Here is an 18788-nt window from a genome sequence, read left to right as displayed (position 1 = left end):
TTGAAGAATTGAAGAATTGAAGAATTGAAGAATGAAGGGATTGTGGCTCTGCGTTCGGATCAATCCCCAATTCGTCATTTCATCATTTCTTCATTTCCCCTCCCCCCTCTCCACAATCGCCGTCAGAAACCCCGCCAGATCGTCGGTGACGAAATCGACATCATCCTCATTGGCCGGGTCGCGCTCCCATATCTCGGAAAAGGTCGGCTCGAAATTGCGCGGCACGATCAGCACCGTGGTCATGCCGAGCGACTTCGGCACCGAAAGGTTACGGGCAAGATCCTCGAACATCACCGCATTGTGGCCGGTGACGGCGTGGAGTTCGGCGAACTTCTCGTAGGTCTGGCGCGCCGGCTTGGGATTGAGCCCCGCAGCGACGATGTCGAAGATGTCGTCGAAATGGTCGAGGATGCCGAGCTGGCGCGCGGTGCGCTCGGCGTGCCTGCGGTCGCCGTTGGTGAAGATGAACTTGCGGCCGGGAAGCTGGCGGATGGCGGTGCCGAGAACGGGATCGGGCACCAGCCATGAATAGTCGATGTCGTGGACCTTCTCGAGGAAATCGTCGGGGTCGATGCCGTGGCGTGTCATCAGGCCGTTCAGCGTCGTGCCATATTCGCGGTAGAGCTCCTTCTGCAACTTGCGCGCATCGTCGCGCGGCAATGCCAACAGTTCGCCGACATAGGCGGTCATCTTGACGTCGATCTGCGAGAACAGATTCGAATGGTGCGGATAGAGCGTGTTATCGAGATCGAAGACCCAGTCGGTGACATGGGCGAAGCGGGCGGGGTCAGGGAGCGTGGTCATGGACTCCTTATGGCATGAAACGCGCATTCCGAAAGCGACTTTATCCACAACTTCTGCTCGTTGAGGTTGCGTAAATCGTCTCACGATTCAAATTTTAGGCATCTGGGAAAGGTGGCCTTCAGGGCTTGCTGGCAGAGAGGCAGTCTTGTGGGAGCAAGCGATGAACAGCATAATTCTGAGATCCGCCGCCGTTGCTTTCGCCTCAGTCGCGGCCTCTCTCCTGCTGACCCTGATCATCGTTCCGGCCATGGGATTTCCGGTCAACCGGACGATCTGGCTGACCTCCACGCTCTGTCCGCTGGTGCTGGCGTGGGCCGCCAGCGCAAGCACTTTCTGGCAAAGCGACAGGCTGAAAAACGCGCATCGCGATCTCGCCCGAGCCCATGCCCAGCTCGCCGCCGCGCATCGCCGCCTGGCGGAAAAGGCGAGCCGCGACGACATGACCGGCATGCTCAACCGGGAAAGCTTCTTTGCCGCGCTCGACGGTTCGCGCCGCAAGTCCGATCGCGGCGCGCTGCTGATCATCGATGCCGACCACTTCAAGACCATCAACGACAATTTCGGCCACCTGACCGGCGATGACGCGCTGCTTTTGATCGCCAGCGCGATTCAGCGCGGCGTGCGCAGCGGCGATGTGCTCGGCCGCATCGGCGGCGAGGAATTTGGCGCCTTTCTGGTTGGCGCCACCGAGCAGGAGGCCAAGCGCGTCGCCGAGCGCATTCGCCGCGAAGTCGAGCTGATCCGCTTCCGGCCCGTCGACGAGCGGACCATTCCGCTCACGGTCAGCATCGGCGGTACTGTCTGCGGCGAGGAAGCCAGCGTGTCGGAGTTGATGCGCGCCGCCGACCGGCGCCTCTACCAGGCCAAGCACCAGGGCCGTAACCTGACGATCATCGACACCGGCATTTCCGAGGCGGCGTGATCCGATCTGCCGCAACCGGCCTGTTAAGAAAACTCTAACCCTGTTTGCACTCGGTTGTACCGCTTAGCCGGGTTTTCACTGCTTTGCGGCCAGACTTGGCACGATACTGGCTTCCACGGTGATGCATGTGTCGTTCCGGGAATTGCCGTTCTGGGAACGCCATGCAGTGCCGAAGCCCAGCCGAGAGACCAGCCATGAGTTTCATCATCAAGAAAATGTCACGCCGCGCGCTCGTGCAGGCGTTGATCGCATTGCCTGCCCTGTCCTTGTTCCGCAAGCTGCCTGATGCCGATGCCGCCGGTCCAAAGCCCGACCCGAACGAGATCGTCGAGGTCGATGGCTGGATCCTGAAGCGGAGCGACCTGGCATGATCTTCGACAGCTACGAGGCGTATCGCGCTGCGAACTTCACCCCGAAGGTCTGCATCCTCGGCTCCGGTCCGGCCGGCATGACCATTGCCCGCAAGCTTGGCGCGGCCGGCATTCCGGTGGTGGTGATGGAGGCCGGTCCGCGCGAATTCAGCGACGACTCGCAGGACTTTTACCGGGGCAGCACGGTCGGAGATTTCTATTTCGATCTCGACATCACCCGGCTGCGGTTCATGGGGGGCAGTTCCAACCACTGGGCAGGCTGGTGCCGCGTGCTCGACAAGCAGGATTTCGAGCCGAAGGCCTGGGTACCCGATACGGGCTGGCCGATCGCCCGCACCGACATCGAACCCTATCTGCCGGAAGTGCGCGATATTCTCGACCTTCCGGCCCTCCGGCCCGATATGCCGATCTCGGACGACATTCGCTGGGTGCAGCTGATCAAGAGCCCGGCCGTGCGCTTCGCCGAGAAGTTCGGCGATGAACTCGACAAGGCCACGAACATCGCGGTGGTGCTCAACACTTGTGCCACCGAACTTGCCGGCGACGGCAGACGCGTGACTGGCGCCAGGCTGTGGTCGAACGGACAGGATGCCGGCTCGTTCAGCGCTGACTATTTCATCGTCTGCACCGGTGGGCTGGAGAATTCGCGGCTGCTTCTGTGGTCCAACCAGCGCTCGAACGGCGGCGTCGTGCCGAATGCAACTGCGCTTGGCCGCTACTGGATGGAGCATCCGACCTTCGAGGGCGGCAACGCCATCCTGGCCGACTACAACGCGTTCGAGGTCGACGCCGTCAACGAGGCCTTCTTCTCGCCGACGTTTGCCGCCATGGAGCGGCTGCAGATCATGAACTTCGGCATCCGGCTGATCGAGACGCCGTATCCCGGGGTCAAGAGCCTTATCGCCGACCTCGCCTGCACGGCGCCCAGCATGGCGGAATGGATGTCCTACCAGCTCAGTCAGCGACTGCGCTGCGCGGCCCAGCTCTACGTCGCCTGGGAACAGGCGCCGCTGGCCTCCAACCAGATCGAGTTGTCGAAGACCGATGTCGACCATGCCGGCGTGCCGCGCATCGAACTGCACTGGAAGAAATCCGAACTGGAACATCGCACCCTTCTCGAAGGGCTCAGACTGTTCGGCGCAACGCTGATCGAGAAGAATCTCGGCCGCGTGCGCATTGCCGACTGGATCAGCAATGGTCAGGACTATCCGACCAACGACGAGACGGCGGGCCATCACCATATGGGCGGCACGCGCATGGGCACCGACATCAGCAAGAGCGTGGTCGACGCCAACTGCAAGGTGCACGGCATGGACAATCTCTATGTCGGCGGCTCCTCGGTGTTCTGCACGTCGGGTCAATGCAACCCGACGACGACGATCACCGCGCTGGCCTGCCGGCTGGGCGACCATCTCAGCAAGGTGGTCACCGCCTGACGGCTGCAGGGCAGCATGCTGCCTAGGGCAGTTCACCGTTTCACGGAACGGCGATCCGCTCTAACTCTTTGTTTGACGCAATTCCGGACGGAAAACCGTTTCACACTTTTCCTGGAATGCTCTAGAGCGTCGCCGGATCGAGCGCCGGCTGGTCCTTGCGCCGGGCGACGATTGCCGCGAAATCGGCGGTCTGGAAGGCATCGCGCAAGGCGTCGAAGGACGGCAGCACGAAATAGGCGCGCTGGAACTTGTCGATCTCGTAGCCGGTGCGCATCACCGTTTCCAGGTCGAAGGGCACGTGGTGGGCGTCCTTGCCTTCGACGGCGAACTGCAGCTCGGTAAACGACGACATAAGGCCGGCGCCAAAGGCCTTCAGCGGCTGGCCGGCCTCCCGCATCAGGCCATATTCGGCCGTGTACCAGTAGAGCCGGGAAATCATCTCGTCGCCACCCAGCGCGATGATGTCGCCGGCCTTCTCGCCATACATCTGCATGAAATCGGCGAACACCGGTTGCGACAGCGCCGGCACATGGCCGAAGAAATCATGGAACATGTCGGGCTCGACAATGTAGTCGAGCTCCTGCCTGGTCCGCAGCCAGTTGGTGACCGGGAAGCGGCGATCGGCGAGATGGTCGAAAAACGGAGCCGCGGGAATGAGCCCCGGCACCGCGACGATCTCCCAACCGGTCAGTTTGCGCAGCTTGGCGCTGACCTCGTCGAAGTCGGGAATACGGTCGAGCAGGCCGAGTTTTTCGACGCCGTCGAGGTAGGAATGGTGGGCGAGCTTGCGCGTCAGTCTGGTCTGGCGGTCGCACAGCGTGCGCCACACCGCCTGCTCTTCATCGCTGTAATCGTAACCCTGCGACACGGTGAAATCGGCACGGCAGACCGAGTAGTCGCCGCGCAATCCTTGCGCCGCGCAGTCGCGGGCGTATTCGGCAACGCTCATCGTCGTCATGGTTTTTCTCCTCGCAAAGCAAATCGCTGACGTGCTGAACGTTAAGCGGATTTGCGGAGGCGAATCGGTTTTGATGATGGCTCGAATTCGGAAATCGGGATAATATTCACTCAGAAATTCCCAGGAAGGAGTGAAAATGCCTCGATTCGATGATTTCGAGATCAAGATGCTCGATGTCCTGCAGCGCGACGGGCGCAAACCGGTTTCCGAGCTGGCGCAAGAGATCGGCCTGTCGACGACACCATGCGCGCGGCGCTTCGAGGCGCTGCAGGAGGCCGGCATCATCAAGGGATTTGCCGCCGTGATCAGCCGCCGCGCTGTCGGGCTGATGGTCGAGGTGTTCATCCAGGTGCGCCTCGTCAGCCACAGCGACGGCTCGCCCGAAAGCTTCATCGCCGCCGTGCAGCGCATGGACGAGGTTTCCTCGTGCTGGACGATGACCGGCGACCATGACTTTCTGCTGCATGTCATGGTGCCGTCGGTCGACGAGCTCAACGCTTTCGTCATGCACCGGCTGATGCGGCTCGACGGCGTGCGCGACGTCCACACGCAGTTGGTGCTGCAGAACATCAAGGGCCCGGGCCATGTGCCGCTCGGGCATCTCAGGCGATGACAATGCCTGCCCTTCGCACTCCTTGAGGAAAAGCTGCACGCAAACTGCTGAAACGGGCCAAGCACGTGTCCACATCGCCGGCCAGCTTGTGCGGACCAACTGCCCAGGAGGTCCGCCATGAAAATCGTCCTGATCAATCCGCCGCACACCGCCATCGGCAGCCGCGTGCCCGACGATCACCTGCCGCCGCTCGGCCTGCTGGCGATCGGCGGGCCGCTGATCGATGCCGGCCATCAGGTGCGCCTCGTCGACGCCGAGTTCGGGCCGATGCCGCTCGATGACGTCGTGCGCAGCGCACTGGAGGACCACCCCGACTTCGTCCTGATCGGCCATTCCGGCTCGACCTCGGCGCACCCGACCGCCTTGGTGATCGCGCGCATGATCAAGGAGCGCGAGCCGGCGACCATCATCATCTATGGCGGCGTTTTCCCGACCTATCATTGGCGCGACATCCTGGCCGCTACCGATGCCTTCGACTTCATCGTGCGCGGCGAGGGCGAAGCGACGGTGGTGGCGCTGATCGAAGGGCTGGAGATGCGCCAGCCGCCGGCGAGCGTGGCCGGCATCGCCTATCGCGACGATCTCAGCCGCCCCTTCGCCACACAGGCGGCCATGACCATTGCCGACCTCGACGCCTACCGCGTCGGCTGGGAACTGATCGACCATCCCAGTTACAGCTACTGGGGCGGCAAGCGGGCCGTGGTCATGCAGTTTTCGCGCGGCTGTCCGCATCTGTGCAACTATTGCGGCCAGCGCGGCTTCTGGACCCGCTGGCGGCATCGCGATCCGGTGAAATTCGCCAGGGAGATCGCATGGCTGCATCGCCAACATGGCGTCGAGCTCATCAATCTTGCCGACGAGAATCCGACGGTCTCGAAGAAAGCCTGGCGGGCCTTCCTCGATGCCCTGATCGCCGAGAACGTGCCGGTGCTGATCGTCGGTTCGACCCGTGCCGACGACATCGTGCGCGATGCCGACATCCTGCATCTCTACCGCAAGGCCGGTGTCATCCGCTGGCTGCTCGGCATGGAAAACACCGACGAGCAGACGCTTCAATTAATCCGCAAGGGCGGCAGCACCTCATCCGATCGCGAGGCGATAAGGCTGCTGCGTCTCAGCGGCATCCTGTCTATGGCGACCTGGGTGTCCGGCTTCGAGGACGAAGGGTTTCGCGACCTGTGGCGCGGCTTTCGCCAACTCATCGCCTACGACCCCGACCAGATCCAGGCGCTTTATGTGACGCCGCATCGCTGGACGCCGTTCTTCCGCATCGCGCGGGATCGCAAGGTGATCCAGCAGGATGCGCGCCTGTGGGACTACAAGCACCAGGTGCTGCAGATGACGCGGCTGAAGCCGTGGATGCTGTTCTTCAGCGTCAAGCTGATCGAGCTGGCGGTGCAATCACGGCCGAAGGCGCTGGCCCGCATCCTGTTCCACAAGGATCCCGAGCAGCGCCATTCGATGCGCTGGTACACACAGATGGGCCGCCGCGTGTGGTTCCGCGAGGTCTGGGGCTTTCTGGTCCGCGACATCAGGGTGAAAGACGGCCCGACGCTGGCCGAATTCTGGGGCGCGCCGCAGGATGCCGAGGAGGAATCGATGTCCGTTCGACGCCCGGCCAGAAAGCCCGCCATTCCCACCATCGACAATATTGAAGATGCCGAGGCGAGAAAGTTAGCCGGCTGACGAGCCCCTCAGGGCACGATCAGCGTGCCGGCGCCATGTTCGGTGAACAGTTCCAGCAGCACCGCATGCGGGGTCTTGCCGTTGAGGATGACAACGCCTTCGACGCCGCGCTCGATCGCTTCGATGCAGGTCTCGACCTTGGGGATCATGCCGCCCGAGACCGTGCCGTCCTTGATCAGCGCCTTGGCCTCGGCCACGGTCAGTTCGTCGATCAGCTTCTTGTTCTTGTCGAGCACACCCGGCACGTCGGTGAGGAATAGCAGGCGCGTCGCCTGGCAGGCGCCGGCAATGGCGCCGGCGAAGGTGTCGGCGTTGATGTTGTAGGTGTGGCCATCGCGTCCCGGCGCCACCGGCGCCAGCACCGGGATCATTTCGGAGCGTGCCAGAAGATCGAGCAAGGTACGGTCGACCTCGACCGGCTCGCCGACGAAGCCGAGATCGAGCACGCGCTCGATGTTGGAGTCCGGATCGATCATGGTCTTGCGGGCCTTTTCGGCGAACACCATGTTGCCGTCCTTGCCGCACAGGCCGATCGCCCATTCGCCCTCGGCGTTGATCAGCGCGACGATCTCCTTGTTGATCGAACCGGCCAGCACCATTTCGACGATCTCGACCGTCTTCTGGTCGGTGACGCGCAGGCCGCCTTCGAACTTGGATTCGATGCCCATCTTGGCCAGCATGGCGCCGATCTGCGGGCCGCCGCCGTGGACGACGATCGGGTTGACGCCGGATTGCTTGAGCAGCGCGATGTCGCGCGCGAAGGCCTTGCCGAGCTCGATGTCGCCCATGGCATGGCCGCCATATTTCACCACGACCGTCTTGTGCTCGTAGCGCTGCATGTAGGGCAGCGCCCGCGACAACAGGGCTGCCTGCATTTCGGCGGTGGCGGTTATTTCCGTCATCGGCTTTTTTCCCTGGAGATCGGTAAGGACGGCGGCGTCTTAGCGGGAATTGGCGCCGCCCGCAAATGGCTTTGCTGTCATATTCGAGCGCTTCACGACCTCGTCATCGTGTCGGCACCATCAGCGGCGCCCTGCGACCCAGCCAACCCGAGATCTTCTCCATCTGCGCGGCGAGCGACAAAAGCGTCTCCTCGTCGCCCGGACGGCCGGCAGCCTGGACGCCGATCGGCAGGCCGGCGTCGGTGACATGGACCGGCAGGGCGATCGATGGCTGGCCGCTGACATTCTGGATCGCCGGCCAATGGGTGAACCAGAGGCTCTTGTCCATCAACTGGCCGAAGAACGGCTTCAGCTTCAGCAAGGGCGTCAGGTGAAGCTTGTCGAGCAGGTTCTCGATGAGGTCGTCGGCGCCTTTCGGATCCATTGCGCCGCAGGCAAGCGGCGGGTGGGCAATGATCGGCATCAGCACGGCGTCATACTGCGCGGTCTCTGCGATCAGCCGCCGTGAGGCGGCATGCAGCCGCTGCAGGTCGGCATAGGTCTCGCCGGCCGACACCAGTTCGCCGAAGCGGGCGAGCACGCGCGTGGCCCGCTCGATGTCGCCAGCAACGGAACGGCCGACGCGCAGCGCTTCGGCCCGCATCGTGCCAGCGACGGCGGAGGCAACCGTCCTGCAGAAATCGGCGAAGAAATCGCGGCCGATAAAGGGCAAGTCGATCTCCTCGACCGTGTGGCCGCCCTCGCGGGCAAGCGCCACCGCCGTGTCGAGCGCCTTGAGCGTCTCGTCCGAGATCGGCAGGCGAAGCGGCGATTTGCGGTACACGGCCAGACTGAGCTTGCCGGGATCGCGTGCGGCGGCAGCCGCGAACGTGCCTTTCGGCCGCGGCGCGGCATAGGGCGACAGAGGATCGGGCCCGTGGGTCAGGTCGAGCAGCAGCGCGCAATCGCGCACCGAACGGGTGAGCGCATGGTCGACGACCATGCCGTACCAGCTTTCGCTCACCAGGGGCGTCAGCGGTATACGGCCGCGCGACGTCTTCAGGCCGACAAGTCCGGTGCAGGCGGCAGGCACACGGATCGAGCCGCCGCCATCGGAGGCATGCGCCACCGGCACGACGCCGGCTGCGACCAGTGCTGCCGAACCGCCCGAAGAGCCGCCGCTGGTATGGCCGGTGTTCCACGGATTGCGGGTGATGCCAAAGGCCCTGGATTCGGTCATCAATCGAAGCCCGTGCTCCGGCGATGTTGAGGTGACGATCGGGATAAGTCCGGCAGCGAGATAGCGGTCGGTCAGCGCCGAATTGACATCGGCCAGCCATGCCGGAATGCGGCTGCCGCCATGCGTCGGCACGCCCTTGATGGCGATGCCGAGATCCTTGATGGCGAAGGGAACACCAGCCAGCGGCAGCGAGGGGTCGACGGTCTTGGCGCGGGCGCGGGCGGCATCGTAGAGCGGTTCGGCCGTGGCATTGATGTCGGGACGGGTGGCCTCGGCGCGGGCAATCGCGGCGTCGGTCAGTTCGACGGCCGAAACCTCGCCCTTGCGGACCAGATTGGCGAGGCCGGTGGCATCTTCTTCCCAAAGGATCCGTTCGACCGACATGCGCGCTCCCCCATCAATGAAGGCAAGCTAGCCAGTGGCAATTCCATTGGCAATCGACCGACGGATCCGGGCCGGCGACACACAAAAGCTTAGGCGTGCACAAGGTTATTTCCGTCGTTGCAAATACATGGCAATCGCCTAATTTGCCTGCAATGACGCCGCAGGACATCACCAAGCTGATCGTTCGGACTTCGATGAAGGATCGGGCCGCGTTCGATCTGCTTTACCGGCAGACCAGCGCGAAACTTTTTGGCGTCTGTCTTCGTGTATTGAACGACCGGGGAGACGCGGAAGAAGCGCTGCAGGAAGTCTTCGTCAAGATATGGACGAAGGCCGACCGTTTTGCTGTTTCCGATCTAAGCCCGATCTCCTGGCTGGTGGCAATCGCGCGCAATCATGCGATCGATCGCATCAGAGCGCGGCGCAACCCCGCCGCCGACATCGATGCCGCGCTCGACGTGGCCGATCCGGCGCCGGGGCCTGAAGCGATGGCGGTGGCGGGCGACGAATCCGAACGTATCCACCATTGTCTCGATGAGCTGGAGAAGGACCGGGCAGCAGCCGTCCGGGGCGCCTATCTCAAGGGCGAGAGCTATGCCGAACTGGCGGAGCGCCATGGCGTGCCGCTGAACACGATGCGTACATGGCTGCGCCGCAGCCTGTTGAAACTCAGAGAATGCCTGGAAAGATGACGCTGGCAGAAGACACAGGACCGGAACGTGGAGGCGACGACCTGCTCGCCGCCGAGTACGTTCTCGGCGTGCTCGATGCCGACGAACGCCAGATCGTCTCTCGCCGCATCGATGCGGATACGGTTTTCGCCCGTCTTGTCGAGGACTGGGAGGTCAGGCTCTCACCGCTTGCCGCCGCCTTTCGGGAAGTCGAGCCGCCGGTTTCGGTGAAGACCGCGGTCGACCGCCGCCTGTTCGCTACCGCTGCCGCGGTGAGCAGGCCCGCCGAAGTGCGCGGCGGCCTTTGGTCCAGCCTGGCCTTCTGGCGCGACCTTGCCGCAGCCGTGGTTGCGGCACTGGCGATTTACATCGCCGTGCCCGTCTTCAACCCGCCGGTCGAGCAGCCGCAGGCGCGCCTCGTCGCTTCGCTGGCCGCCGAAGGCAGCGACGTCAGATATCTTGCCGTCTACGACGCCGCGCATCACGAAGTCGGCCTGTCGCATGTCTCCGGTGAGCGTGCTTCCGGCAAGGACTTCGAGCTGTGGATGATCGAGGGCAAGAACCCGCCGGTCTCGATGGGCGTCATTCCGACCGGTGCTACGGCACATATCGTCGTCTCGCCGGCGGCCCAGCAGAAGCTTGCCCAGGGCGCGGTGCTTGCCGTCAGCCTCGAGCCGTCGGGCGGTTCGCCGACCGGACAGCCGACCGGACCGGTGGTTGCCGCTGGCGACCTGAAGAGCATCTGACCGGCTCTTCACCTGAAAAATCACAACAGACTATCATAAGTCTATCCTTCGCTGAACATGCCCATAGACAGCATGTCGGCAGGCGGCCGATGGCTCGGGAAATCCCTCTGCGCCGTGGATAAAATCAAGAATCACAATATTTCTGAAACTCGGGCGAGTTTGTTCCGTATCTCCTCGCGTCCCCAAGAATGGGAAGAGAAAAACCCGAGGAGTTCGACATCATGCGTAGATACGCCACCCTTTTGCTCGCCGGTACGATCGCCGTTTCGGCCCTTGCCACCGCCGCCTACGCCGAAAACCCGATGGTTGGCGGCGCCGCCATGTATGCCAACAAGAACATCGTCGAGAACGCCGTGAACTCGAAGGATCACACCACGCTGGTCGCCGCCGTGAAGGCCGCCGGCCTTGTCGAGACGCTGCAGGGCGCCGGTCCGTTCACCGTGTTCGCGCCGACCAACGAAGCCTTCGCAGCCCTTCCGGCCGGTACGGTCGAGACGCTGCTCAAGCCAGAAAACAAGGACAAGCTCACCAAGATCCTGACCTGCCATGTCATCGGCGCCAAGGCGATGGGAGCAGATGTGGCCGCGATGGCCAAGGCTGACGGCGGCACCCACAAGGTCAAGACGGTCGGCGGCTGCGAATTGTCGCTCAAGGCCGACGGCGGCAAGGTCACGGTCACCGACGAGAACGGCAATGTCGCCAATGTGACGATCGCCGATGTCGAACAGTCCAATGGCGTCATCCACGTCATCGACAAGGTTCTTTTGCCCAAGATGTAACAAGGGGCTTGCTGCCGGCGAACTGACGGCAAGGACCCTCCGTCGATTGCACGATCCCGCTCCCGTGATCCGCAATTGGCCCGTGCACTTCGCGCCCGCCTGCATTCGGATGTGGGAGGGCGCGGAGTGTTCGTTCGAGGGGCTACCGTCACCGGCTTTTGATTTCCGCGCGGCGGTGTAGTTTGGCAAAAGGACATCAGGAGGAACTGGTCATGAACCGTCGCGACTTTCTTTTGAGCGGTGCCGCCGCCATCGGCGTGATCGGGGCCGCGGCAACGATGCTGCGCATGGGCGATCCGCAGGCAGCACAAGCGGCCGAGAGCTTCGAGGTCGTCAAGACCGACGCCGAGTGGAAAGCCATCCTGTCGCCGGCCGCCTTCGACGTGCTGCGCAAGGAAGGCACGGAGTACCCCGGCACCAGCCCGCTGCTCAACGAACACCGCAAGGGCATTTTCGCCTGTGCCGGCTGCGACCTGCCGGTCTATTCGTCGGAGACGAAATTCGATTCCGGCACCGGATGGCCGAGCTTCTGGCAAGAGATCCCCAAGGCGATCGGCACGACCGTGGACAGGTCGCTCGGCATGACGCGTACCGAGGCACATTGCCGCCGCTGCGGCGGCCATCTCGGCCATGTCTTCGACGACGGTCCGGCGCCGACCGGCCTGCGCCACTGCATCAACGGCGTCGCGCTGACCTTCAAACCGGCCACGGCCTGAGTCCATAGACCCGAATGCAAAAAACTCCGGGCTTGCGGCCCGGAGTTTTTTACGCGGTCAGAGCTTTTCGGGCGTGGACTGGAGGAGCTTCCCGAAACCGCTGCCCACGTATCCTTGTCTTGTCGCAATCTCCAAGGGAAAGCGCTGCGCGCTTTTCCCGGGAAAACCGCCTTACACTTTTCCTGGAATTGCTCCCTATCAGTGCCCCCCACCGCCGCCGCCACCCGGTGCGGCCGGCTTGCGGATCAGCATGGTGAACAGGCCAAGCGTCGCAAACAGCACCGTCAGCATGAAGAACACGTCCATGAAGGACAGCAACGCCGCCTGCTGCTGGACCATGCCAGACAACTTGGAGATCGCAGCGCTTGTCGCATCGAGGCCGGGGGTCTGCTCGAAATTGCGGGTCATGTTCTGCAGCTTGGTCTGCGCGGCTTCACTGCCCCATTGCACATGCTCGGAGAGCCTTGCGTAGTGGAAGGCGTTGCGGTCGATCAGCACGGTATTGATCAGCGCAAGGCCGACGGCACCGCCAAGGTTGCGGGTGAGATTGAACAGGCCGGACGCGTTCTTCAGCCGCTCGGGCGGCAAGGTGCCGAGCGCGATGTTGTTGATCGGAACCATGCACAGCATCATCGAACAGCCGCGCAGGATCTGCGGGATGAGCAGCTCATAGAAATCCCAGTCGGCGGTCAGATGCGTCATCCACCAGGTGCCGGTGGCGAAGCCGAAGAAGCCGATCATCATCATCAGGCGCGGGTCCATCTTGTTCGACAGGATGCCCGAGATCGGCGCGGTGAAGAACATCGCCAGGCCGCTGACGAACAGAGCCTCGCCGATCATCATCGAATCGTAGCCGCGGATGCGCCCGAGGAACACCGGGTAGAGATAGGTCAGGCCGTAGAGACCGATGCCGATGACGAACGAGAATAGCGAGCCGAAGGCGAAGTTGATGTTGGTGAAGGCCTTCAGGTCGACGATCGGCTCCTCGGCGGTGAATACGCGCCAGAAGAACAGGACCGCGCCGACGGTCATGACGACGGCGCAGATGAAGACGCCCTGGTCCTGCAGCCAGTCATTGTTGGGGCCTTCCTCGAGCACATATTCCATGCAGCCCAGGAAGGCCGCCATGCCGGCGAGGCCCCACCAGTCGAACTTGCTGAACAGCTTGAGGTTGGGCTTGTCGAAGTCGATCAGCATCCAGGCCGCCGTTGTCACCAGGATGCCGGGCACGACATTGACCAGGAACAGCCAATGCCAGGACATGGCATGGCTGATATAGCCACCGACGGTCGGGCCGATGGTCGGCGCCAGCGTCGCCACGAGGCCGATCATCGGCGAGACGACGGCGCGGCGCGAGGGCGGGAAGATGGTGAAGGCAGCGGCAAAGACGCTCGGTATCATGCCGCCGCCGATGAAGCCCTGGACGGCGCGGTAGACGATCATCTGGTCGATGTTGGTGGCGGTCGCCGCCAGCGCACTGGCCGCGGTGAAGCCTGCCGCCGAGATGGTGAACAGCACGCGCGTCGACAGCATCCGGCTGAGAAAGCCCGACAGCGGGATCATCACCACTTCGGCGATCAGGTAGGCGGTCTGCACCCACGGAATTTCGTCGGAGCTGGCGCTCAGGCCGGCCTGGATCTCCGACAGCGAGGCGGAGACGATCTGGATGTCGAGGATGGCCATGAACATGCCGAACACCATCGCCAGGAAGGCGATGACGCGCCGCGTCGAAATGGTGTCAGGCACAGCCGGCCTCGCCGGCGGCGCTCCTGCTGTCAGGGTTGCGGTTGCCATGGCATTGCTCCCCGGCCGCCGCTCAATTCGACGCTGCCACTGACGCCGACCCGGATGGGGCGGTGCGGCTGTCGACGGCGACGACGACGCTCAGGCCGGCGCGCAGCTTACCGCTCTTCAGCGCATCGGCCGGCACATCGATGCGGACCGGAACGCGCTGCACGACCTTGGTGAAGTTGCCGGTGGCGTTTTCGGGCGGCAGCAGCGAGAACACGGCACCCGAAGCCGGCGCCAGCGACGAAACGGTTCCCTCGAAGTCCTGGCCGTCGGTCGCATCGACCGAGATCCTGACCTTCTCGCCGGGAACCAGCCGGGCAAGTTGTGTCTCCTTGAAGTTGGCGACGATGTAGAGCTTGTCCATCGGCACGATGACGGCGAGCTTCTGGCCGGGGCTGACAAGGTCGCCCTGCTCGACCGAGCGGTTGCCGACGATGCCGTCATATGGCGCCTTGAGCACGGTGAAGGAAAGATCGCGCAGCGCCTTGTCATGGCTGAGCTGCAGGGACGCCAGCGTGCTCGCCGATTCCGCGCGCTGCGCCTGCAGCACGCCGATATTGGCTTGCGCGGCGGCGATCTGTGCGTCGGCGCCGACAAGGGCGGCATCGGCCTGCTGGACCGCGGTCTGGGCGTCGTGCAGCTGCGCCTGTGTGCCGACATGGGTCTTGAGCAGCTGCGAGGCGCGCGCCGCGACCTTGCCTGCGTTGTCGGCCGCGGCCTGGTCGGCGACCTTCTGCGCCTGGGCCTGCTGCAGCGAGGCGCGGGCCGCGTCGGTCTGGGCGTCGATACGGTCGAGCGTCTTGCTCAAGGTGGCGATCTGCGCCTCGGCCTGGGCGACGGCAATCTTGTAATCGCCGTCATCGACGACGAGCAGCGGATCGCCGGCCTTGACCAGCTGGTTCTCGCTGACCTTGACCTGATCGACATAGCCGGAAATCTTGGGCGAGATGAACGCCATGTCCGCCTGGACATAGGCATCGTCCGTCGAGATCATGAAGCGGCCCGTTGTCCAGTAGTCGTACCCATACCAGGCGCCGGCGCCCAGCAAGGCAACACCGATGACCGGCAGCAGGAAGGAACGCACCGAACGCTTCTTCCTGGCCGGAGCCTCTGCCGGCGGCGACGAGACGGGCTGGACAGGTACTTCCGGTGCTTCCGTCGCTGGCGCAACCTTGGCGTTGGGGAAGGGACGGACTTCAGCAGTGGTCGGCGCGTTCGAGGACATGACATCTCTCTAAAGTTATAATATAATATTGAACCGTTCGGTTCGATCCGGCCGTTGACATAGCGCGTAAAGAGGACCATATCAAGGGCAATCGAACCGCTTGGTTCGAATTATTTTCGAGGTGTGACTTTCATGGCCGAGACCCCGCCCAATGTCGAAAACGAGTCGTGTGACGACCTGTTGGAAAGCTTGCGCCGTGGCCGCCCGGCCGCGGGGCAGGATCCGGCCAAGCGCAGCCAGATCATCGACGGCGCCCGTCGTGTCTTCATCGACAAGGGCTTCGAAGCCGCCTCGATGAACGACATCACCCGCGAGGCCGGCGTCTCCAAGGGTACGATCTACGTCTACTTCGCCAACAAGGAAGAGCTGTTCGAGGCGCTGATCGAGGAAGAGCGCGGCACCATCTTCAAGAACATGTATGACGTGCTGGACAATGCCGACAACCTGCGCGAGACGCTGGTGAAGTTCGGCAAGGTGCTGGCTCTCAAGATCACGTCGGCCAAGGTCGTCCAAGCGCAGCGCACGGTGATCGGGGCATCAGACCGGATCCCCGACATGGGCGCGCGTTTTTACGAGCGCGGTCCCAAGCGTGGCCACGACAAGGTCGCGGCCTTTCTCAATGCCGCCATCGAGCGCGACCTGCTGCGCATCGACGATGTCGATCTTGCCGCCTATCAGTTCACCGAACTGTGCCTGGCCGGTCTGTTCCGCCAGTGCATCTTCGCCTACCGCACCAAGGCCCCGACCCAGGACGAGATCGACCACATCGTCAGGTCAGGCGTCAGCATGTTCCTGAAGGCCTACGGCACCGAAAGGCTTGTGGCGGAAGAAGGCCATCAGACGATTGCTATCGAGGCCAAGCCCTAGCCAGACCATGCTCTAACTCTTTGTTTAGACGCAATTCTGGACGGAAAACCGCTTCACACTTTTCCTAGAATTGCTCTAAGGTGCGGATGCTTTAGCCGCCATTGGCGGCAAGCACGATGGCTGCCTGCAATTCCTGAAGGCCCTCGGCCTTTTCAGAAGAGGTGGCCAGCACGAACGGGAACGCCGCCGGCCGCTTCTTGATCTTTGCCAGCGTCTCCTCGATCAGCCTCGGCACGCCGGCAGTCTTGATCTTGTCGGTCTTGGTCAGCACGATCTGATAGGACACCGCCGCCTTGTCGAGCAGCGACAGCACTTCGTCGTCCTTGGCCTTGATGCCATGACGGGCGTCGATCAGCACATAGACGCGTTTCAGCGTGACCCGGCCCTTGAGGTAATCGAAGACCAGCTTGGTCCACTCGTCGACCTTCTCCTTGGGCGCGGTGGCGTAGCCGTAGCCGGGCATGTCGACCAGCGCCAAGGGTGGCAGGTCGGCGCCCTCGCCCGAAAATCCATCCGGCACGAAATAGTTGAGCTCCTGCGTGCGCCCCGGCGTGTTGGAAGTGCGCGCCAGCCCCTTCTGGTTGACCAGCGCATTGATCAGCGACGACTTGCCGACATTCGAGCGGCCGGCAAAGGCGATTTCCGGCGGCCCTTCCGGTGGCAGGAACTTCATCGCCGGCACGCCGCGGATGAAGATCCACCCTCGCGTAAACAGTTCGGTGCCGATTATGCTGCTGTTCAGAGCGTTCAAGCTGCTGCCTCCAGAAGAGAAATATTGACACCCCGGATAGCATCGAGGTTGCGGCTGACCTTGTCTACCGGCCAGTCCCACCACGCCACCGCCAGCAGCCGCCTGATTGTCCGGTCGTCGAAACGCATCTTTACCACCTTGGCCGCGTTGCCGGCGACGATCGCATAGGGCGGCACGTCGTGCGTCACCACCGATTTCGCAGCGACGATGGCGCCGTGGCCGATTTCCACCCCGGGCAGGATCACCGCCTCCATCCCGATCCAGACGTCGTTGCCGACGATGGTGTCGCCGCGCACCTCCTTCGACCAGGTCGCCGGGTTAAAACCCTTTTCCCAGCCATGGCCGAAAATATTGAACGGATAGGTCGAAAAGCCGGACATGGCGTGGTTGGCGCCGTTCATGATGAAGCGCGCGCCCTCGGCGATGGCGCAGAACCTGCCGATGATCAGCTTGTCGCCTATGAACGGATAGTGATGCAGGACGCATTTCTCGGCGAATTTGTCCGGCCCGTCGGGGTCGTCATAATAGGTGAAGTCGCCGATCTCGATGTTTGGCGCGTTCACCAGTCCCTTGAGGAAGCCGACGCGGGTATGCATCGGGATCGGGTGCTTGATGTCTGGGTTGGGTCCGTCCATGTCGAAATCCGTCAGAGAAATGGCCGCCAGGTGCATCCGAAACTCGAATGCGCCCGTTCAAAATAGCGTGGTCCGCCCTATAGCACCAATCGGGTGACGAGCGAGCTTTCCTTGACGGCCTTGCTCATTTGCTGCCGCGGCAAATCACGATCGGATCGGACAGCGCACTGTCGAAACCGCTGCCCTGATAGACGGTGACATTCGTGGCGCCGGGCGGCAGCATGAAGCTGCCTTCGACGATTTTCTGGTCGCCGGCCGGCATGTGGAGAGCCCAGCTATAGGTGCAAAACTGAGGCGGCGCCTGGGGTTCGACGTGGCTGCAGTTCAATTGCGCGCCACCCAGCATGGCGGCGCCGCCGCAACTGACGGCGCCCTTTGCGAGCGCAATGCCCGGCCATCCTGCAATGGCCGCCACGGTCGCGATCTTCAGCCAATTCATCGTCGTATCCTTGCCCGGCAACAGCCCGCTACCTGAGCCTTTGGGTGGGTCGCAGCCCATGCGTCATTTTTTCCAGGCGGGCTTAGTCCGTCTTGCGCACCGCGTCCAGCAAGATTATGTGCATGATGATAATAAGCATGCTCACTAACAGTCGCGCCGAAAAACTCCAGTACCTCCCATGCCATCGTCACCCAACATCAGCTTCGTGCTGCACGATGTCGCGCGCCTGCTTCGAAAGCGGTTCGAGCAGAGGTCGCGGGCATCGGGGCTGACCCGCGCCCAGTGGCAGGTGCTGGCCTATCTCAGCCTGCATGAAGGCATCCACCAGAACAAACTGGCGGACCTGATCGAGATCACGCCGATCACGCTCGCCCGGCTGCTCGACAAGATGGAAGCAAGCGGCTTCATCGAGCGCCGGCCCGATCCCGCTGACCGCCGGGCATGGCTGCTGTACCTGAAGCCGCAAGCCCATCCGCTGATCGAAATCATGCGCGGCAATGGGCGGAAGACGCGTGACGAGGCCTTTGTCGGCCTTTCCGCGGATGCGCAACTGCATCTGCTGCAAACCCTATCCCTCATCAAATCCAATCTGCTCGCGGCTTGCGCCCAGCCTGCCGCCGACCGGGAGAAAACACATGGCTGAATCAACCTCACCAAAGAAGCCTGTCGAAGAAGACGGATCCGCCGCCGACCGGGCGCGCGACCAGGTCATCCGGCTGGACAGCGAACGCGAGCAAAGGCGAGCCAGCACCGTCATCGACAATGACGAGCTCGAATCACCGGTCGCCCTGGAGCCGGCGGCGCTCGAGGCTCCGTCCAAGGAGCCACGCCAGGCCGGGGTTGCGGTGGCGCCTCCGGCGCCGGTCAAGCCCA

General features: G+C 63.0%; 20 protein-coding genes and 1 pseudogene. 12 read left to right on the top strand and 9 right to left on the bottom strand.

Annotated features, from left to right (window positions below):
* Nucleotides 1-90: 90 nt before the first annotated feature.
* Nucleotides 91-804 (bottom strand): pyrimidine 5'-nucleotidase, encoded by a 714-nt coding sequence (locus tag EOA22_RS04700; RefSeq protein WP_013528482.1) that lies wholly within the window; start codon nt 802-804, stop codon nt 91-93.
* A 160-nt stretch (nt 805-964) separates the two neighbouring features.
* On the opposite strand from EOA22_RS04700, the gene EOA22_RS04695 reads away from it, so the two are divergent.
* The 3 genes from EOA22_RS04695 to EOA22_RS04685 all read left to right on the top strand — a co-directional run bounded on the left by EOA22_RS04695 (nt 965) and on the right by EOA22_RS04685 (nt 3533).
* A complete protein-coding gene (locus EOA22_RS04695) occupies nt 965-1726 on the top strand; it encodes a GGDEF domain-containing protein (protein WP_013528483.1) in 762 nt (253 codons plus the stop codon).
* A 194-nt stretch (nt 1727-1920) separates the two neighbouring features.
* Nucleotides 1921-2097, top strand: coding sequence for a hypothetical protein (locus tag EOA22_RS04690; RefSeq protein WP_082826619.1), 177 nt, complete (start codon nt 1921-1923; stop codon nt 2095-2097).
* Nucleotides 2094-3533 carry a GMC family oxidoreductase gene (locus EOA22_RS04685; protein ID WP_063169723.1) on the top strand — a complete coding sequence of 480 codons (1440 nt, stop codon included), beginning with the start codon at nt 2094-2096 and terminating at the stop codon, nt 3531-3533. Before EOA22_RS04690 ends, EOA22_RS04685 begins: the two co-directional genes overlap by 4 nt.
* 121 nt (nt 3534-3654) lie before the next feature.
* Here the strand turns inward: EOA22_RS04685 and phhA are convergent, their stop codons facing one another.
* Entirely contained in the window at nt 3655-4491 is an 837-nt protein-coding gene (phhA, locus tag EOA22_RS04680; RefSeq protein WP_063169722.1) for a phenylalanine 4-monooxygenase, read from the bottom strand.
* Between the two features lie 136 nt (nt 4492-4627).
* Here phhA and EOA22_RS04675 point away from each other — a divergent pair, with 136 nt between their 5' ends.
* A complete protein-coding gene (locus EOA22_RS04675; protein ID WP_024502088.1) occupies nt 4628-5104 on the top strand; it encodes an Lrp/AsnC family transcriptional regulator in 477 nt (158 codons plus the stop codon).
* A 117-nt stretch (nt 5105-5221) separates the two neighbouring features.
* On the top strand, nt 5222-6790 hold the full coding sequence (bchE, locus tag EOA22_RS04670) for a magnesium-protoporphyrin IX monomethyl ester anaerobic oxidative cyclase (RefSeq protein ID WP_063169721.1): 1569 nt from the start codon (nt 5222-5224) through the stop codon (nt 6788-6790).
* 8 nt (nt 6791-6798) lie between these two features.
* Here bchE and argB read toward each other — a convergent pair whose 3' ends face one another.
* Both argB and EOA22_RS04660 read right to left on the bottom strand, forming a co-directional pair.
* Entirely contained in the window at nt 6799-7692 is an 894-nt protein-coding gene (gene argB, locus EOA22_RS04665) for an acetylglutamate kinase (protein ID WP_013528489.1), read from the bottom strand.
* 103 nt (nt 7693-7795) lie between these two features.
* On the bottom strand, nt 7796-9295 hold the full coding sequence (locus EOA22_RS04660; RefSeq protein WP_063169720.1) for an amidase: 1500 nt from the start codon (nt 9293-9295) through the stop codon (nt 7796-7798).
* 152 nt (nt 9296-9447) lie between these two features.
* On the opposite strand from EOA22_RS04660, the gene EOA22_RS04655 reads away from it, so the two are divergent.
* From EOA22_RS04655 to msrB, 4 genes are all read left to right on the top strand, one after another.
* The gene (locus EOA22_RS04655) at nt 9448-9987 is read left to right on the top strand and encodes a sigma-70 family RNA polymerase sigma factor (RefSeq protein ID WP_063169719.1); all 540 of its coding nucleotides are present in this window, start codon (nt 9448-9450) and stop codon (nt 9985-9987) included.
* The gene (locus EOA22_RS04650; protein ID WP_127389860.1) at nt 9984-10712 is read left to right on the top strand and encodes an anti-sigma factor; all 729 of its coding nucleotides are present in this window, start codon (nt 9984-9986) and stop codon (nt 10710-10712) included. The genes EOA22_RS04655 and EOA22_RS04650 overlap by 4 nt, the downstream gene beginning before the upstream one ends.
* A gap of 221 nt (nt 10713-10933) precedes the next feature.
* The gene (locus tag EOA22_RS04645; RefSeq protein WP_013528492.1) at nt 10934-11491 is read left to right on the top strand and encodes a fasciclin domain-containing protein; all 558 of its coding nucleotides are present in this window, start codon (nt 10934-10936) and stop codon (nt 11489-11491) included.
* Between the two features lie 212 nt (nt 11492-11703).
* Complete coding sequence (msrB, locus tag EOA22_RS04640; protein WP_013528493.1) at nt 11704-12207, top strand: peptide-methionine (R)-S-oxide reductase MsrB; 504 nt, start codon at nt 11704-11706, stop codon at nt 12205-12207.
* Nucleotides 12208-12405: 198 nt separating this feature from the next.
* Here msrB and EOA22_RS04630 read toward each other — a convergent pair whose 3' ends face one another.
* Both EOA22_RS04630 and EOA22_RS04625 read right to left on the bottom strand, forming a co-directional pair.
* Nucleotides 12406-14001 carry a DHA2 family efflux MFS transporter permease subunit gene (locus EOA22_RS04630; RefSeq protein ID WP_063169717.1) on the bottom strand — a complete coding sequence of 532 codons (1596 nt, stop codon included), beginning with the start codon at nt 13999-14001 and terminating at the stop codon, nt 12406-12408.
* A 22-nt stretch (nt 14002-14023) separates the two neighbouring features.
* A complete protein-coding gene (locus tag EOA22_RS04625) occupies nt 14024-15223 on the bottom strand; it encodes an HlyD family secretion protein (RefSeq protein ID WP_127389859.1) in 1200 nt (399 codons plus the stop codon).
* A gap of 132 nt (nt 15224-15355) precedes the next feature.
* Between EOA22_RS04625 and EOA22_RS04620 the strand changes: the two genes are divergently transcribed.
* Nucleotides 15356-16090: a TetR/AcrR family transcriptional regulator gene (locus EOA22_RS04620; protein WP_013528496.1), complete on the top strand. Its 735-nt coding sequence runs from the start codon at nt 15356-15358 to the stop codon at nt 16088-16090.
* Between the two features lie 91 nt (nt 16091-16181).
* On the opposite strand, the gene yihA is transcribed toward EOA22_RS04620, so the two are convergent.
* The 3 genes from yihA to EOA22_RS04605 all read right to left on the bottom strand — a co-directional run bounded on the left by yihA (nt 16182) and on the right by EOA22_RS04605 (nt 17915).
* Nucleotides 16182-16841 (bottom strand): ribosome biogenesis GTP-binding protein YihA/YsxC, encoded by a 660-nt coding sequence (gene yihA / locus EOA22_RS04615; protein WP_024502094.1) that lies wholly within the window; start codon nt 16839-16841, stop codon nt 16182-16184.
* Entirely contained in the window at nt 16838-17476 is a 639-nt protein-coding gene (locus EOA22_RS04610) for a CatB-related O-acetyltransferase (protein ID WP_063170424.1), read from the bottom strand. Before EOA22_RS04610 ends, yihA begins: the two co-directional genes overlap by 4 nt.
* A 124-nt stretch (nt 17477-17600) precedes the next feature.
* Nucleotides 17601-17915 (bottom strand): hypothetical protein, encoded by a 315-nt coding sequence (locus EOA22_RS04605; protein WP_024502096.1) that lies wholly within the window; start codon nt 17913-17915, stop codon nt 17601-17603.
* A 178-nt stretch (nt 17916-18093) separates the two neighbouring features.
* Here EOA22_RS04605 and EOA22_RS04600 point away from each other — a divergent pair, with 178 nt between their 5' ends.
* Nucleotides 18094-18558 carry a MarR family winged helix-turn-helix transcriptional regulator gene (locus EOA22_RS04600; RefSeq protein ID WP_013528500.1) on the top strand — a complete coding sequence of 155 codons (465 nt, stop codon included), beginning with the start codon at nt 18094-18096 and terminating at the stop codon, nt 18556-18558.
* Nucleotides 18551-18788: pseudogene (locus EOA22_RS04595) on the top strand (HlyD family secretion protein); the annotation flags it as partial. The gene EOA22_RS04600 and the pseudogene EOA22_RS04595, both read left to right, overlap by 8 nt.

This window comes from Mesorhizobium sp. M7A.F.Ca.US.014.04.1.1 (genome assembly GCF_003998745.1).
Taxonomy (GTDB): domain Bacteria; phylum Pseudomonadota; class Alphaproteobacteria; order Rhizobiales; family Rhizobiaceae; genus Mesorhizobium; species Mesorhizobium ciceri.
The sequence above is the reverse complement of the archived record's forward strand: the minus strand, read 5'-3'. Positions and strand labels throughout refer to the sequence as shown.

Coding starts and splice junctions, on each gene's coding strand:
- EOA22_RS04650 (WP_127389860.1), top strand. CDS start 9,984: ATGACGCTGGCAGAAGACACAGGACCGGAACGTGGAGGCGACGACCTG.
- EOA22_RS04620 (WP_013528496.1), top strand. CDS start 15,356: ATGGCCGAGACCCCGCCCAATGTCGAAAACGAGTCGTGTGACGACCTG.
- EOA22_RS04655 (WP_063169719.1), top strand. CDS start 9,448: ATGACGCCGCAGGACATCACCAAGCTGATCGTTCGGACTTCGATGAAG.
- EOA22_RS04625 (WP_127389859.1), bottom strand. CDS start 15,223: ATGTCCTCGAACGCGCCGACCACTGCTGAAGTCCGTCCCTTCCCCAAC.
- EOA22_RS04630 (WP_063169717.1), bottom strand. CDS start 14,001: ATGGCAACCGCAACCCTGACAGCAGGAGCGCCGCCGGCGAGGCCGGCT.
- phhA (WP_063169722.1), bottom strand. CDS start 4,491: ATGACGACGATGAGCGTTGCCGAATACGCCCGCGACTGCGCGGCGCAA.
- EOA22_RS04605 (WP_024502096.1), bottom strand. CDS start 17,915: ATGAATTGGCTGAAGATCGCGACCGTGGCGGCCATTGCAGGATGGCCG.
- EOA22_RS04675 (WP_024502088.1), top strand. CDS start 4,628: ATGCCTCGATTCGATGATTTCGAGATCAAGATGCTCGATGTCCTGCAG.
- EOA22_RS04610 (WP_063170424.1), bottom strand. CDS start 17,476: ATGGACGGACCCAACCCAGACATCAAGCACCCGATCCCGATGCATACC.
- EOA22_RS04695 (WP_013528483.1), top strand. CDS start 965: ATGAACAGCATAATTCTGAGATCCGCCGCCGTTGCTTTCGCCTCAGTC.
- bchE (WP_063169721.1), top strand. CDS start 5,222: ATGAAAATCGTCCTGATCAATCCGCCGCACACCGCCATCGGCAGCCGC.
- EOA22_RS04685 (WP_063169723.1), top strand. CDS start 2,094: ATGATCTTCGACAGCTACGAGGCGTATCGCGCTGCGAACTTCACCCCG.
- EOA22_RS04700 (WP_013528482.1), bottom strand. CDS start 804: ATGACCACGCTCCCTGACCCCGCCCGCTTCGCCCATGTCACCGACTGG.
- EOA22_RS04600 (WP_013528500.1), top strand. CDS start 18,094: ATGCCATCGTCACCCAACATCAGCTTCGTGCTGCACGATGTCGCGCGC.
- EOA22_RS04645 (WP_013528492.1), top strand. CDS start 10,934: ATGCGTAGATACGCCACCCTTTTGCTCGCCGGTACGATCGCCGTTTCG.
- argB (WP_013528489.1), bottom strand. CDS start 7,692: ATGACGGAAATAACCGCCACCGCCGAAATGCAGGCAGCCCTGTTGTCG.
- msrB (WP_013528493.1), top strand. CDS start 11,704: ATGAACCGTCGCGACTTTCTTTTGAGCGGTGCCGCCGCCATCGGCGTG.
- EOA22_RS04690 (WP_082826619.1), top strand. CDS start 1,921: ATGAGTTTCATCATCAAGAAAATGTCACGCCGCGCGCTCGTGCAGGCG.
- EOA22_RS04660 (WP_063169720.1), bottom strand. CDS start 9,295: ATGTCGGTCGAACGGATCCTTTGGGAAGAAGATGCCACCGGCCTCGCC.